The 14,053-nt window shown below is 73.0% G+C and carries 13 protein-coding genes; 7 read left to right on the plus strand and 6 right to left on the minus strand.

The annotated features are described in order from the left end of the window. Positions 1–9: 9 nt before the first annotated feature. The 4 genes from araD to AB0K80_RS09060 form a co-directional block, all read right to left on the minus strand. A complete protein-coding gene (gene araD, locus AB0K80_RS09045) occupies positions 10–1,743 on the minus strand; it encodes an L-arabinonate dehydratase (protein WP_365667385.1) in 1,734 nt (577 codons plus the stop codon). Continuing rightward, complete coding sequence (locus AB0K80_RS09050; RefSeq protein ID WP_365667387.1) at positions 1,740–2,648, minus strand: dihydrodipicolinate synthase family protein; 909 nt, start codon at positions 2,646–2,648, stop codon at positions 1,740–1,742. The genes araD and AB0K80_RS09050 overlap by 4 nt, the downstream gene beginning before the upstream one ends. Next, on the minus strand, positions 2,645–3,313 hold the full coding sequence (locus tag AB0K80_RS09055; protein ID WP_365667388.1) for a GntR family transcriptional regulator: 669 nt from the start codon (positions 3,311–3,313) through the stop codon (positions 2,645–2,647). The genes AB0K80_RS09050 and AB0K80_RS09055 overlap by 4 nt, the downstream gene beginning before the upstream one ends. 193 nt (positions 3,314–3,506) lie before the next feature. Next, on the minus strand, positions 3,507–4,103 hold the full coding sequence (locus AB0K80_RS09060) for a TIGR03086 family metal-binding protein (RefSeq protein WP_365667390.1): 597 nt from the start codon (positions 4,101–4,103) through the stop codon (positions 3,507–3,509). Between the two features lie 168 nt (positions 4,104–4,271). Here AB0K80_RS09060 and AB0K80_RS09065 point away from each other — a divergent pair, with 168 nt between their 5' ends. Next, positions 4,272–5,531, plus strand: a complete 1,260-nt coding sequence (locus AB0K80_RS09065) for an MFS transporter (RefSeq protein WP_365667391.1) — start codon at positions 4,272–4,274, stop codon at positions 5,529–5,531. Positions 5,532–5,612: 81 nt separating this feature from the next. On the opposite strand, the gene AB0K80_RS09070 is transcribed toward AB0K80_RS09065, so the two are convergent. Together AB0K80_RS09070 and AB0K80_RS09075 are read right to left on the minus strand one after the other, a co-directional pair. Continuing rightward, positions 5,613–6,776, minus strand: a complete 1,164-nt coding sequence (locus AB0K80_RS09070) for a hypothetical protein (RefSeq protein ID WP_365667393.1) — start codon at positions 6,774–6,776, stop codon at positions 5,613–5,615. Further along, complete coding sequence (locus AB0K80_RS09075) at positions 6,773–7,714, minus strand: 5-dehydro-4-deoxyglucarate dehydratase (protein ID WP_365667395.1); 942 nt, start codon at positions 7,712–7,714, stop codon at positions 6,773–6,775. The genes AB0K80_RS09070 and AB0K80_RS09075 overlap by 4 nt, the downstream gene beginning before the upstream one ends. Before the next feature lie 222 nt (positions 7,715–7,936). On the opposite strand from AB0K80_RS09075, the gene AB0K80_RS09080 reads away from it, so the two are divergent. From AB0K80_RS09080 to AB0K80_RS09105, 6 genes are all read left to right on the plus strand, one after another. Continuing rightward, positions 7,937–8,761: an NAD(P)-dependent oxidoreductase gene (locus AB0K80_RS09080; RefSeq protein WP_365667397.1), complete on the plus strand. Its 825-nt coding sequence runs from the start codon at positions 7,937–7,939 to the stop codon at positions 8,759–8,761. Positions 8,762–9,027: 266 nt separating this feature from the next. Continuing rightward, positions 9,028–9,798: a DeoR/GlpR family DNA-binding transcription regulator gene (locus AB0K80_RS09085; protein ID WP_365667399.1), complete on the plus strand. Its 771-nt coding sequence runs from the start codon at positions 9,028–9,030 to the stop codon at positions 9,796–9,798. Positions 9,799–9,900: 102 nt separating this feature from the next. Next, positions 9,901–11,274, plus strand: coding sequence for a sugar ABC transporter substrate-binding protein (locus AB0K80_RS09090; protein WP_365667401.1), 1,374 nt, complete (start codon positions 9,901–9,903; stop codon positions 11,272–11,274). Then, on the plus strand, positions 11,271–12,209 hold the full coding sequence (locus tag AB0K80_RS09095) for a sugar ABC transporter permease (protein ID WP_365667403.1): 939 nt from the start codon (positions 11,271–11,273) through the stop codon (positions 12,207–12,209). The genes AB0K80_RS09090 and AB0K80_RS09095 overlap by 4 nt, the downstream gene beginning before the upstream one ends. Beyond that, positions 12,206–13,030 carry a carbohydrate ABC transporter permease gene (locus AB0K80_RS09100; protein ID WP_365667405.1) on the plus strand — a complete coding sequence of 275 codons (825 nt, stop codon included), beginning with the start codon at positions 12,206–12,208 and terminating at the stop codon, positions 13,028–13,030. Before AB0K80_RS09095 ends, AB0K80_RS09100 begins: the two co-directional genes overlap by 4 nt. Then, the gene (locus tag AB0K80_RS09105) at positions 13,027–14,016 is read left to right on the plus strand and encodes a zinc-dependent alcohol dehydrogenase family protein (RefSeq protein ID WP_365667407.1); all 990 of its coding nucleotides are present in this window, start codon (positions 13,027–13,029) and stop codon (positions 14,014–14,016) included. The genes AB0K80_RS09100 and AB0K80_RS09105 overlap by 4 nt, the downstream gene beginning before the upstream one ends. Positions 14,017–14,053 lie beyond the last annotated feature (37 nt).

Below are 14,053 nucleotides of genomic sequence, written 5' to 3' on the forward strand. Positions count from 1 at the left end.
GGGGCCGGGTCAGCCGGCGTAGGGGTCCGGCACGGTGCCCGGCCGGGCCAGGAACTCGAAGTCGCAGCCGGTGTCGGCCTGGGTGATCTGGTCGTGGTAGAGCGCGCCGTAGCCGCGCTCGTACCGGGTGGGCGGCGGCGTCCAGGCCGCCCTGCGGCGCTCGAGCTCCTCGTCGTCCACCTCCAGCCGGAGGGTGCGGTTGTCGACGTCGAGGGTGATCAGGTCCCCGGTCCTGACCAGGGCCAGCGGTCCGCCGACGTACGACTCGGGCGCCACGTGCAGCACGCACGCGCCGTAACTCGTGCCGCTCATACGGGCGTCGGAGATCCGGACCATGTCCCGTACGCCCTGCTTGAGCAGGTAGTCGGGGAGGGGGAGCATGCCGTACTCGGGCATGCCCGGCCCGCCCTTGGGGCCGGCGTTGCGCAGCACGAGCACGTGGTCGGGGGTGATGCCGAGCGCGGGGTCGTTGATGGTGCGCTGCATGGTCCGGTAGTCGTCGAAGACGACCGCGGGGCCGGTGTGCCTGAGCAGGTGCGGCTCGGCGGCGATGTGCTTGATGACGGCGCCGTCCGGGCAGAGGTTGCCGCGCAGCACGGCGACCCCGCCCTCGCTCGCGACCGGGTTGTCCCGGGGCCGGATGACGTCGTCGTGGTGGACCTGGGCGCCCGCGAGCTGCTCGCGCATCGTGTCGTGCGCGACGGTGGGCCGCTCCAGGTGCAGCAGGTCCGGGATCCGGGAGAGGAACCCGGGCAGGCCGCCCGCGAAGTGGAAGTCCTCCATCAGGTACGTCCGTCCGCCGGGCCGTACGTTGGCCAGCACCGGGACCCTGCGGGCGATGCGGTCGAAGTCGTCGAGGGTGAGCTTGACGCCCGCGCGGCCGGCCATGGCGATCAGGTGGATGACGGCGTTGGTGGAGCCGCCGAGGCCCAGCACGGTGGTGACCGCGTCCTCGAAGGCGTCGGCGGTGAGGATGTCGCTCAGCTTCCGGCCCCGGTGGACCAGGTCGACGATCGTCAGCCCGGCCCTGGCCGCCATCCGGTCGTGCCCGGAGTCGACGGCGGGGATGCTGGAGGCGCCCGGGACCGTCACGCCGAGCGCCTCGGCGGCGGCGGTGAGGGTGGAGGCGGTGCCCATGGTCATGCAGTGGCCGGGCGAGCGCGCGAGGCCGTTCTCCAGCTCCTGCATCTCGCAGTCGCCGATGAGCCCGGCGCGCTTGTCGTCCCAGTACTTCCACATGTCGGTGCCGGAGCCGAGCACCTCGCCCCGCCAGTGGCCCGGCAGCATGGGTCCGGCCGGCACGAACACGGCCGGCAGGTCCACCGACGCGGCGCCCATCAGCAGGGCGGGCGTGGACTTGTCGCAGCCGCCCATCAGCACGGCCCCGTCGACCGGGTACGACCGCAGCAGCTCCTCGGTCTCCATGGCGAGGAGGTTGCGGTAGAGCATCGGGGTCGGCTTCTGGAAGGTCTCGGAGAGGGTGGAGACCGGGAACTCCAGCGGGAAACCGCCCGCCTGCCACACGCCCCGCTTCACCGCCTGCGCACGGTCACGGAGGTGCACATGACAGGGGTTGATGTCGGACCAGGTGTTGAGGATCGCGATGACGGGCTTGCCCAGGTGCTCCTCGGGCAGGTAGCCGAGCTGGCGGGTGCGGGCGCGGTGGCTGAAGGACCTGAGCCCCCCGGTCCCGTACCACTGGTGGCTTCTGAGCTCCTCGGGACGCTTCTTCGGCTGGGTCACGCGGACCACCCGGCGGCTATGGCGGCGACTTCGGCGCGGTCGGGCTCGGGCAGCGGCCTGCTCGGCGGGCGCACGTCCCGGCGGCACAGCCCGAGGGAGGCGAGGGCCTCCTTGACGACGGTGACGTTGTTGGCGGAACCGTTGGCGGCGCGCAGTTCCTCGAAGCGGCGGATCTGCTCCCAGACCTTCATGGCGCCCGGGTAGTCGCCGCAGCGCAGCGCGTCGAGCATGTTCCGCGAGACGGCCGGGGCGACGTTGACCAGCCCGGAGGTGAAGCCGGTGGCGCCGGCGGAGAAGTAGGACGGGGCGTACGGCTCGGCGAGCCCGGCGACCCACACGAACCGGTCCAGGCCCGCGTCCCGCGCGAAGGCGGCGAACCTGACGGCGTCCGGCACGGCGTACTTCACCCCGATGACGTTCGGGCAGGCGTCGGCGAGTTCGGCCAGGCGGGCGCCGGTCAGCTGCGCGTTGCGGATGTACGGCACGACACCCAGCTCGGGCACGGCCTCCGCGATGGCGCGGTGGTAGTCGACCCAGCCGGCCTGCGAGACGTACGGGTGGACGGGCTGGTGGACCATCACCATCTGCGCGCCGAGGTCCCGGGCGTGCCGGGCGGAGGCGACGGCGGTGGGCACGTCGTGCCCGATCCCGACCAGGACCACCGAGCGGTCCCCGGCCTCCTCGATCGTCAACTCGGTGACCAGGCGGCGCTCTTCGGGGGTGAGGGCGTAGAACTCGCCGGTGTTGCCGTTGGGGGTGAGGGTGGTGATGCCGCCGTCGAGCAGGCGGCGCAGCAGGGCCCGGTAGGTGTCCCGCGCGAGGGAACCGTCCTCGGCGAACGGGGTCACCGGGATCGCCACCACGTCGGCCAGGGCCGCCCGCTGGGCCTCGAAGGTCGCTGTCATGCCTGACCGTCCTCTCCCTGGAGCTCGGCCCCCACGGCAGGGAAGGCCCGCTCGACGAACGACGCGATGTGGGCGCGCAGGGCACGTGCCGCGCCGTCCGCGTCGCCTGCCAGGGCGAGCCGCAGGATCTCCTCGTGCTCGCTCGCCTCCCGCTCCCAGGAGGGGTTGGCGGCCCAGGCGACGGCGGAGACGAGGGCGGCCTGGTCACGGACCTCGTCGAGCATCCGGCCGAGCAGCGGGTTGCCGCACGGCAGGTACAGGGCGCGGTGGAACTCCCGGTTGGCGAGGGAGCGTTCGGCGGTGTCGGTAGCCCCGTCCGCCCGGGTCAGCGCGTCCCGGGCGGCCTCCAGGGAAGCCCCGCGGCGCACGGCGCGCCTGAGCGCCTCGGGCTCCAGCAGCAGCCGCACGTCGTAGACCTCGCGCGCCATGTCCGCGTCCACCATGCGCACCGTGACGCCCTTGTACTGGCTCATCACCACCAGTCCGGTGCCGGCCAGGGTCTTGAGCGCCTCACGGACCGGGGTCTTGGACACCCCGAACTGCGCGGCGAGCTCGGTCTCGACCAGGGCCTGGCCGGGCGTCAGCTGCCCGGTGAGGATGCGGCGTTTGATCTCCTCCAGCACGAACTGCGTGCGGGAGGGGATCGGCGTGGGCACAGAGGTCATGCGCGCCTCTCGGATCTTCGCGTCGGATCGCGTACATCGCGTATCGCGTCTCATATATGACGTACGAAGTACGACGCGATGACCGTAGGAGCGGCGCTGTGTTTCGTCAATGCTTCGGACAGAGGAAGTTGTGGTCGCCGCAATGCGGGAGGGTGCCGGGGCGGCGCACGGGAGCGCCGGCGCCCGGTGAGCGCTACGGCCGCCGCGTCCACCCCGGGTCGCGCCCGCTCAGCCCGACCGTCCGGTCCAGCAGCGGCGCGTCCGGCGCGACGGGGACGACGGGGCCGAAGATCTCGCCCCGGCCGGGGTCGTCGGCCGCCGCCGTGAGGAAGGCGTGGCAGACCTGGAGGGCCGCGGGGTCGGGGGCGTAGGCCTGGCCGGTGGCGCGGGCCAGGTCCCAGCCGTGGATGACCAGCTCGTCGGTGGCGACGAGGCCCGCGACCTCGCCGGGCAGGTCCACGCCCCCGGCGCGGGTCATGCCGGTCCAGGCGGCCGGGTCCCGCCATGCCTCGGCCAGTTCGTCGAGCACCTTGGGCAGCTCCTCCCGCCAGCCGGGCCCGATGTCGGGAAGGGCGGTCTGCGGGCTGGTGTCGGTGGTGACGCCCAGGTCCTTGCGGCCGGCGTCCCGGAAGGCGGCGGCCAGCCCGGCCAGGTGACCGAGCAGGTGGCGCACCGCGTACCGCGGGCAGGGCGTCGGGTCCGCGAGCTGCTCGTCGGTGACGTGCTCGGCGAGGCGGGCCACCGAGGTGGCCTGCGGTCCCAGGTCGAGGGTGGGGGTCGTGCCGGTCATCCGGGGCTCCTCGGGGTCGTCGGGTCCTTGAGTCGTCAGGTCCTGAAGGGTGGACCGCGGCGGCCGGCGGAACTCATCGCCCGGGTGCGCACCTGTTGCACGGGGCGGTGTCTTGTACGGCACCTGCCCGATGCGCGCGCCGGGTCCTTAGCCCGACGATGACCAGGCATGACGAGGTCGCCAACGGAAGCAACCGAAGGAACGCGAGGGGCGAGGACGCCGTGGGCCGTCGTGCGCGTCCTGCGGGACCGCAACGCGGGGCTGTGCCTCGCCGCCGTGGTGGTCTCCGGGTTCGGCACGTCCGCGCTGTGGCTGGCGTCCGGAGTGTGGGTCAAGGACCTCACCGGCTCCGACGCGCTGGCCGCGCTGTGCCTGGCGGCGATGTGGGCGCCCACCCTGGCGGGCCCCGTGCTGGGCACGGTCGCCGACCGCACCCGGCGCCGGCCCCTGCTGCTGGGCACCAACCTCCTGCTGGCCGGGGTGCTGCTCACCCTCCTCACCGTCGACTCGGCCGGCGGCGTGTGGGTGCTGTACGCGGTGCTGTTCGTGTACGGCGCCGCGGGCGTCGTCCACGACGCGGCCGAGTCGGCGCTGGTCGCCACGGCGGTGGACCGGTCCCTGCTCGGCGACGTCAACGGGCTGCGGATGACGGCCACCGAGGGCATGAAGCTGCTGGCCCCGCTGGCGGGCGCGGGCCTGTACGCGGCGTACGGCGGGGCCGCCGTGGCCCTGCTGGACGCGGTCACGTTCCTCCTCGCCGCCGCGCTCTGCGCCGGCCTGCGGGTACGCGAGGACCGCCCCGCACCGGCCGGCGGCGGCCGCTGGGCACAGACGGTGGAGGGCGCCCGGTACCTGTGGACGCACCCCGCCCTGCGTCCCCTGGTCGTGGCCGGCGGCGCCACGATGCTGTGCGCCGGTGTCAGTGGCGCCCTGACCTACGCCGTCATCGACGCTCTCGGGCACGCGCCGCCGTACGCCGGGGTGCTGTACGCCGTCCAGGGCGCCGGTTCCGTGGCGCTCGGCCTGCTGACCGGGCCCGCCCTGCGCCGCCTGGGCGAGAGGCGTTTCGCGGCGTACGGCATCGCCCTGCTGGCCGGGGCGCTCGCGCTGCGGGCGGTGCCGAGCGACCCGGCGGCCCTCGTCTCCAGCGCGGCGATCGGTGCCGGGCTGCCCTGCGTGCTGATCGCCGCGCTGACCGCCGTGCAGCGCCGCACGCCCGGGCCGCTGCTGGGCCGGGTCACCGCCACCGCCCACACCTTGGTGTTCACGCCCAACGTCATCGGCCTGGCCGTGGGTGCGGCCCTGGTCGAACTCGTCGCCCTCGGATGGCTGTTGCTCCCGCCGGCCGGGGGGCTGCTGGTCACGGCGGTGGCGCTGGCCCGTCGCCTGCCGGTGCGGGAGACCGAAGGCATGGCGGCCTCCTCTTGAGGGGCGGTTCGCCCGACCTGGCGGGCAAGGGGCCGTGGGGCGGCGGGGGCAGGGGCCGCCGCCCCAGGTCGGCGCAGCGGCCTACCGCCGGGCGAGCGCCGCCCGCGCGCCGGCCAGGTCCCCGTCCGACGCCAGCCCGGCGTGGTAGAGCCGGATCTGGGTCGCCCCGAGCTCACGCGCGCGTGCGATGTCGGAGGCCAGGGTGTCCGGGTTGCCTCCCATCCCCGAGACGATCGTGAAGTTGGCCGCGATCACGGCGTCCTGTCGCCCCTGCTCCGCGAACGGCGTCAGCAGTCCCGGACCGCCCGCGCACGGCACGACCACGCCGTCCGCGACGGACAGGATGTGCGCGGGGTCGACGCCCGGGTTGGCGCCGCAGTGGTACGAGACGGGGTCGGCGTGCAGCAGGACCTGGAAGCCGTCCGGGGCCGCCGCGCGCACCGCCTGGATCGCCGCCTCCTGCAGGGAGCGGGCGGTGGCGTCGCGCCACGCGCGTGTGGCGGCGGCCGTGGTCTCGCCGAGGAGCTTCTCGACGCCCGCCCAGCCCCCGTCGGAGGGCGCACCCCGCCACACCGGCTCCAGCGCGGCCCGCACGTCGGCGGCCAGCCGGCCGGCGTCCAGACCGTGCCGCCCGTAGCCCTCCTGGCAGGCCGGGCAGAAGCACAGCGCCATCAGGTACTGCCCGGCGTCCCCGAGACCGACCCCGCCGGTCTTGTCGTGGGCGTGCAGGTGCTGCAGGCCGTACCAGCCGAGGGACTCCAGCTCGGTGCCGCGCGCGCCGGGCCGTACGGCCGCCTCCGCCGCCAGGTCGGTGAGGTACGCGCGGGTGGCGGGCTGCGCGATGCACGGCGCCCAGGGGTAGCGGTCGCCGTAGGCGTTGACGACGGAGGTGGCCGGGTGCTCGGCGCCGAGGCGGGAGTTGTGGGCCAGGACCACCCAGGTGTGCACCTCCAGGCCGGCCTGGGCGAGCGCGCCGGCCGCCTCGCCGAAGGCGTCCCCGGGCGCCCAGTCGCCGGCCGGGTACGGGCGCAGCTCCCGGCCCTGCCAGCGGTCGCCCGCGGGGTAGAGCACGGCGGCGTGTTCGGCGGTGACGACGCGGTGGCGCGGGTGGCGGGGCGTGAGGGCGCGGGTGGAGTGGTAGGCGGCGGCGAGCGTCACCTGCTGCACCCCCAGCCCGGCGATCCGGGCGGGCGCCTCGGGGTCGCCGTTGACGTCCCAGGGGTAGACGAATGCCGACGCCTTCACCTGTCCTCCTCGAGCAGCGCGTAGCCACGCTCGATCACCTGAGCGAGCTGCTTGACATGATCCTCGGCCGGCTCGTGCAGCGGGGGCCGCACCTCCCCCACGTCCAGGCCGCGCAGCCGTACCCCCGCCTTGACGAGGGAGACGGCATAGCCGCGGCCCTGGGCGCGCAGCTCCACGAACGGCCGGTAGAAGCCGTCCAAAAGGCGCCGCACGGTGGTGTCGTCCCCGGCGTCGAGCGCCTGGTGGAAGGCGACGGCGATCTCGGGGGCGAAGCAGAAGACGGCCGAGGAGTACAGCGTGATGCCGATGCCCCGGTAGGCGAGCTGGGTCTGCTCGGCGGTGGGCAGCCCGTTGAAGTACAGGAAGTCGCCGGGGACCTCGGTGCGTACGGCGCTGACGATCCGCTGCATGAGGTCGAGGTCGCCGAGCCCGTCCTTCAGGCCGACGATCCCGTCGGTGCCGACCAGCTCGACGACGGTCTCCGGCGTGAACACGGCGTTGTCGCGCTGGTAGACGATCACGGGCAGGGAGGTGGCGGCGGCCAGCTCCCGGTAGTGCCGCAGCAGCCCCTGCTGGGGCGCCTGGACGAGGTACGGCGGCAGGGCGAGCAGCCCGTCCGCCCCGGCTGCCTCGGCGAGCCGGGCGTAGCGCACGGCGAGCGCGGTGCCGTACCCGGTGCCGGCGACCACCGGGACCCGCCCCTGGGCGGCTTCGACGGCCGCCGCCACGCACGCCTCGAACTCCTCGGGGGCGAGCGAGTGGAACTCCCCGGTGCCGCAGCACGCGAACACGGCGGCGGCTTCGGCCTCGACGCCGCGGCGCACATGGGCGCGGTAGGTGTCCAGGTCCACGGAGCCGTCGGGGCCGAAGGCGGTGACCGGGAAGAACAGCGGCCCGCTGGGGATACGGAGTCGAGCGGCGAGAGGGGCTGACGTCACGGGCTCTCCCGGTTCCATATTCATGATCTGCGTCTACATTTCTGAACTCCCTCACGCTAGAGGCCCCCCGGGAGGGCGGTCAAGCGCGCCAAGTCCGGACACACCAGCGGATTCACCACTCCCCACTGGCCTTGACGGGTCACGTCCCGGCTCCCTAGCGTGTCCACGTTTATGAATAACGTGCGCCCTTGTGCACGGCGGCCGATACAAGGAGACCCGAGGATGCCCGCTCCCCGCACCGTTCTGCTCACCGGCGCCGCCGGCGGGCTCGGCACCCTGATGCGGGATCTGCTCCCCGACTACGGCTACGACCTGCGCCTGCTGGACCTGCGCCCCGTCGAGGGCGCGCCCGACGCGATCACCGCCGACCTCGCCGACCAGGAGGCGCTGCGCGAGGCCGTACGGGGCGTCGACGCGATCATCCATCTCGCGGGCATCTCCCTGGAAGCCCCCTTCGAGAAGATCCTCAGGGCGAACATCCAGGGCACCTACCACCTGTACGAGGCCGCCCGCCAGGAGGGCGTGCCGCGCATCGTGTTCGCCTCCTCCAACCACGCCGTCGGCTACACCCCGCGCCCCCAGGGCGAGCCGCCCCTGGACCGCGATGCCCTGATCCCGGTCGACACGCCGCGCCGCCCGGACACCTTCTACGGGCTGTCGAAGGCCTTCGGCGAGGACCTCGCCCAGTTCTACTGGGACAAGTACGGCCTGGAGACCGTCTCGGTGCGCATCGGCTCCTGCTTCCCCGAGCCGACCAGCGTGCGCATGCTCTCGATGTGGCTGAGCCCCGCCGACGGCGCGCGCCTGTTCCACGCGGCCCTGACCGCCGAGCACGTGGGCCACACCGTCGTCTACGGCTCCTCGGCCAACACCCGCCTGTGGTGGGACCTCAGCACGGCCCGCGCCCTCGGGTACGAACCGCAGGACGACTCCGAGCCGTATGCCGAGAAGCTCATCGCCGAGCAGGGCGAGCTGGACCCGGAGAACGAGGCGCACGCCTGTCTGGGCGGGCACTTCGTGACGGACCCGCCGGTCTGGCCCCACTGACCTCTGACCGAAAAACATCGCCGCGCGAGGCGGGCGGGCACCGAACGGGCCCGCCCGCCGCCGCATTCGGGCACCGCCGCTGCCCGCTCCCACGCCCCGGCCGGCGCCGCCGCAGGTCCGCCGCGGGCACCGGCCGCGCCGAACGGGCACAAGCGGGCAGCATCGGCCCCGCAACAGGCCTGGTCAGCACCGCACCCCCGCTGTAGAAATCTGCCCAGGGCCCCACCGGGCCCGAACGGGCACGACAGGGAAGGCAGGTGCGGGCCATGGCGGCGAGGACGGCGGAAGAACGCCAGCGGGAGATCGTACGGGTCGCGCGCGCCACCGGCTCGGTCGACGTCACCGCACTCGCCGCCGACCTGGGCGTGGCCAAGGAGACCGTACGGCGCGACCTGCGCGTCCTGGAGGACCACGGCCTGCTGCGCCGTACCCACGGCGGCGCCTACCCGGTGGAGAGCGCGGGTTTCGAGACCACGCTCGCCTTCCGGGCCACCAGCCACGTCCCCGAGAAGCGCCGGATCGCCGCCGCGGCGGCCGAGCTGCTCGGCGACGCCGAAACGGTCTTCGTCGACGAGGGCTTCACTCCCCAGCTCATCGCCGAGGCCCTGCCCCGCGACCGGCCGCTGACCGTGGTCACCGCGTCGCTGCCGGTCGCCGGCGCGCTCGCCGAGGCCGAGCACACCACCGTCCTGCTGCTCGGCGGCCGGGTCCGCTCCGGCACCCTGGCCACCGTCGACCACTGGACGACGCGGATGCTGGTCGGCTTCGTCCTCGACCTGGCGTTCATCGGCGCCAACGGCATCTCCCGCGAACACGGCCTGACCACACCCGACCCCGCGGTCAGCGAGGTCAAGGCGCAGGCGATGCGGGCCGCCCGCCGCACGGTGTTCGCGGGCGTGCACACCAAGTTCGGAGCGGTCAGCTTCTGCCGGTTCGCCGAGGTGGGCGCGCTGGAGACGATCGTCACCAGCACCCTGCTCCCGGCGGCCGAGGCGCACCGCTACTCCCTGCTGGGGCCGCAGGTCATCCGCGTCTGACCGGACACCTCGCGCCCCCTCGGGGCACCACCCCACTCCGCGATGCCCCTTATGCCCCCTTACGCACCCCCTCACCTCACCCCTTACGTCCAGGAGCGATCCATGCGAACCCAGAGCCGACGACGGCCCCCGCGAGCCACGCTCGCCGCGGCCGTCGCAGGGACGCTGCTCGCCCCGCTGCTCTCCGGCTGCTGGGTCGGGGCGGGCGGGGCCGGCTCCGGCGGCGACGCCATCGACGTCCTGATGGTCAACAACCCGCAGATGGTCGAGCTCCAGAAGCTCACCGCCGCCCACTTCACCCGCGAGACCGGCATCAAGGTCAACTTCACGGTCCTGCCCGAGAACGACGTCCGCGACAAGATCAGCCAGGACTTCGCCAACCAGGCGGGCCAGTACGACGTCGCCACCCTGTCCAACTACGAGATCCCGATCTACGCCCGCAACGGCTGGCTGCGCGAGATGAACGGCTACGTCGCCCGGGACCCGGCCTACGACGAGCAGGACATCCTCAAGCCGATGCGCCAGTCGCTGACGGCCGGGGACGGCAAGCTCTACGGCCAGCCCTTCTACGGCGAGTCCTCCTTCCTCATGTACCGCAAGGACGTCTTCGCCGAGAAGGGCCTGACGATGCCCGACCACCCCACCTGGACCCAGGTGGCCGGCCTCGCCGCGAAGCTGGACGGCGCACGCCCCGGGATGAAGGGCATCTGCCTGCGCGGCCTGCCCGGCTGGGGTGAGGTCATGGCCCCGCTCACCACCGTCGTCAACACCTTCGGCGGCACCTGGTTCGACAAGGACTGGAAGGCCCGCCTGGACTCTCCGCAATGGCGCAGGGCGACACGGTTCTACGTCGACCTGGTCCGCGAGCACGGCGAGTCCGGCGCCGCCCAGTCCGGTTTCGCCGAGTGCCTGAACAACATGACGCAGGGCAAGGTCGCCATGTGGTACGACGCCACCTCAGCGGCCGGATCCCTGGAGGCGGCCAACAGCCCCGTCAAGGGCAAGGTCGGCTACGCCCCCGCCCCCGTGGAGCGGACGAAGTCCTCCGGCTGGCTCTACACCTGGGCCTGGGGCATCCAGAGGGCGTCCCGCAACCCCGACAAGGCCTGGAAGTTCGTCTCCTGGGCGTCCAGCAAGGAGTACGAGCGGCTGGTCGGCAAGGAGATCGGCTGGTCCAACGTCCCGGCCGGCAAACGGGCCTCGACGTACGCCCACCCCGCCTACCGCCAGGAGGCCGCCGCGTTCCAGGAGATGACCCGCGAGGCCATCGAGGCGGCCCGGCCCGACGACCCCGGGGTGCAGCCGCGCCCGGCACCCGGCATCCAGTTCGTCGGCATACCCGAGTTCACCGACCTCGGCACCAAGGTCTCCCAGGAGATCAGCGCGGCCATCGCCGGACGCCAGTCCGTCGAGGAGGCCCTGCGGACCTCCCAGCGGCTCGCCGAGCAGATATCCGAGGAGTACGAGGGACGATGACCGCGACGACAACGGCCCCGGTGGCCGCCACCCCCGTACGCACCACCCCCCGGCCCTCGCCCCGGCTGCGCGCCTGGGCCACCCGGGCCCCGCTGCTGCCCGCCCTGGTCTTCATGGTCGTGGTCACCCAGCTGCCGTTCGTGGCCACGCTGGTGATCTCCTTCTTCGACTGGAACGCCCTGTACCCCAAGGCCCGGCACTTCACGGGCCTGGACAACTACCGGGACGTGCTGACCGACCCCGACCTGCGCCGCTCGGTGGGGACGACCGTGCTGCTGACGGCGGCCGTGGTGCTGGCGAGCCTGGTCCTCGGCCTCCTCCTCGCCCTGCTGCTGGACCGGAGGTTCCGCGGCCGGGGCGTGGTCCGCACCCTGCTGATCGCCCCGTTCCTGGTCGTCCCGGTGGCGGCGGCCCTGCTGTGGAAACACGTCCTCTACAACCCCGAGTACGGGCTGCTGAACGGTCTGCTGCACTACGTCGGCGGCCCGCAGCCCGACTGGATCTCCGGCACCCCGCTGCTGGCGATCGAGGCCGCGCTGGTGTGGCAGTGGACGCCGTTCATGATGCTGATCCTGCTCGCCGGGCTGCAGAGCCGCGACCACGAGCAGATCGAGGCGGCCCGGGTGGACGGCGCGAGCGACTGGCAGATCTTCCGCCATCTCACGCTGCCGCACCTGCGCCGCTACCTGGAACTCGGCGCCCTGCTCGGCTCCATCTACATCGTCCAGAACTTCGACGCGGTCTTCACGATCACCTCCGGCGGCCTGGGCACCGCCAACCTCCCCTACACCGTCTACCAGAGCTTCTACCAGGCCCACGAGAACGGCCTCGCCTCGGCCGCGGGCGTCCTGGTGGTCATCGGCTCGATCGTCATCGCGACCTTCGCCCTGCGCGTGGTGTCGTCCCTGTTCCGCGAGGAGGTGGCGCGCGCATGAGCGTCGTACGCCGCAACGGTCTCGGCCTGCTGGCCTGGCTGGCCTCAGTCGTCTTCTTCCTGCCCCTCGCCTGGATGGCGCTGACGTCCTTCCACTCCGAGCAGGACGCGGCGACCAACCCGCCGTCCTTCACGGCCGCCCTGACCCTGGACGGCTACCGGGAGTTCTTCGGCGCGGGCGGCGGCGCGAGCCCCTGGCCGGCGCTGGTCAACTCGGCGGTCGCCTCGGTGGCGTCTACGGCCCTAGTGCTGCTGCTGGCCTTCCCGGCGGCCTACGCGCTGTCGGTCAACCGGGTCCGCAAGTGGACGGACGTGCTGTTCTTCTTCCTCTCCACCAAGATGCTGCCGGCGGTGGCGGGCCTGCTCCCGGTCTACCTCTTCGCGAAGAACGCGGGGCTGCTGGACAACATCTGGCTGCTGGTCGTGCTGTACACCTCCATGAACCTGCCGATCGCGGTGTGGATGATGCAGTCCTTCCTCGCCGAGATCCCGGTGGCGGTGATCGAGGCGGCCCGCGTGGACGGGGCCCGCCTGCCGACGGTCCTCGCCCGGGTCGTGGCCCCCATCGCCCTGCCGGGCATCGCCGCCACGGCGCTGATCTGCTTCATCTTCAGCTGGAACGAACTGCTCTTCGCCCGGGTCCTGACCGGCGTGGTCGCCGAGACCGCCCCGGTCTTCCTGACCGGCTTCATCACCAGCCAGGGCCTGTTCCTGGCGAAGGTGTGCGCCGCGTCGCTCGTCATCTCCCTGCCGGTGCTCGCCGCGGGGTTCGCCGCCCAGGACAAACTCGTCCAGGGCCTGTCGTTGGGAGCCGTGAAATGAAGGCCGCCGTCATCGAGTCCGTGGGCAAGGCCGTCGTCGCCGAGGTCCCGGACCCGACGCCCGGGCCGCGTGACGTGGTCGTGGAGGTCGCGGCCTGCGGCCTGTGCGGCACGGACCTGCACATCCTCCAGGGCGAGTTCGCGCCGAGGCTGCCGATCGTGCCCGGGCACGAGTTCGCGGGCGAGGTGGTCGGGGTCGGCACCCAGGTCACCGAACTGTCGGTGGGCGACCGGGTGGCCGTGGACCCCTCGCTGTACTGCCACGAGTGCCGCTACTGCCGTACGGGCCACAACAACCTCTGCGAACGCTGGGCGGCGATCGGCGTCACGACCGCGGGCGGTGCGGCGCAGTACGCCGTGGCTCCCGTGGCCAACTGCGTGAGGCTGCCGGACCACGTCCGCACCCAGGACGCGGCCCTGGTGGAGCCCCTGTCCTGCGCGGTGCGGGGCTACGACGTGCTCCGCTCGCGCCTGGGCGCCCATGTGCTGATCTACGGCTCGGGAACGATGGGCCTGATGATGCTGGAGCTGGCCAAGCGGACCGGCGCGGCGAGCGTCGACGTGGTCGACGTCAACCCCACCCGCCTGGAGACGGCCCGGCGGCTGGGGGTGTCGGCAGCGGCGGTGAACGCGGACGAGCTGGACCGCCCGCAGGGCTGGGACCTGGTGATCGACGCCACGGGCAACGCGGCGGCGATCCAGGACGGACTGGAGAGGGTGGCGAAGGCGGGCACGTTTCTCCAGTTCGGGGTGGCGGACTACGCGACCCGCGTGACGATCGACCCGTACCGCATCTACAACCAGGAGATCACCATCACCGGCTCGATGGCGGTCCTGCACAGCTTCGAACGCGCGGCGGAGCTGTTCGCCAACGGGGTGCTGGACCCGGAGATCTTCATCAGCGACCGGGTCCCCCTCGACCGCTACCCGGAGGCACTGGAACAGTTCGCGGCCGGGGTGGGCCGCAAGACCGTGGTCCTGCCCTAGCCGCCGGCCCGGGGGTCCAGGCGGCGGAGCCCCCTGG

The sequence above is a fragment of the Streptomyces sp. NPDC052682 genome, from assembly GCF_040678435.1.
GTDB lineage: Bacteria > Actinomycetota > Actinomycetes > Streptomycetales > Streptomycetaceae > Streptomyces.

Excerpts from the sequence above, each read along its gene's own strand:
- AB0K80_RS09050 (WP_365667387.1), bottom strand. The coding sequence starts at position 2,648 with ATGACAGCGACCTTCGAGGCCCAGCGGGCGGCCCTGGCCGACGTGGTG.
- AB0K80_RS09055 (WP_365667388.1), bottom strand. The coding sequence starts at position 3,313 with ATGACCTCTGTGCCCACGCCGATCCCCTCCCGCACGCAGTTCGTGCTG.
- AB0K80_RS09060 (WP_365667390.1), bottom strand. The coding sequence starts at position 4,103 with ATGACCGGCACGACCCCCACCCTCGACCTGGGACCGCAGGCCACCTCG.
- AB0K80_RS09065 (WP_365667391.1), top strand. The coding sequence starts at position 4,272 with ATGACGAGGTCGCCAACGGAAGCAACCGAAGGAACGCGAGGGGCGAGG.
- AB0K80_RS09080 (WP_365667397.1), top strand. The coding sequence starts at position 7,937 with ATGCCCGCTCCCCGCACCGTTCTGCTCACCGGCGCCGCCGGCGGGCTC.
- AB0K80_RS09085 (WP_365667399.1), top strand. The coding sequence starts at position 9,028 with ATGGCGGCGAGGACGGCGGAAGAACGCCAGCGGGAGATCGTACGGGTC.
- AB0K80_RS09090 (WP_365667401.1), top strand. The coding sequence starts at position 9,901 with ATGCGAACCCAGAGCCGACGACGGCCCCCGCGAGCCACGCTCGCCGCG.
- AB0K80_RS09095 (WP_365667403.1), top strand. The coding sequence starts at position 11,271 with ATGACCGCGACGACAACGGCCCCGGTGGCCGCCACCCCCGTACGCACC.
- AB0K80_RS09100 (WP_365667405.1), top strand. The coding sequence starts at position 12,206 with ATGAGCGTCGTACGCCGCAACGGTCTCGGCCTGCTGGCCTGGCTGGCC.
- AB0K80_RS09105 (WP_365667407.1), top strand. The coding sequence starts at position 13,027 with ATGAAGGCCGCCGTCATCGAGTCCGTGGGCAAGGCCGTCGTCGCCGAG.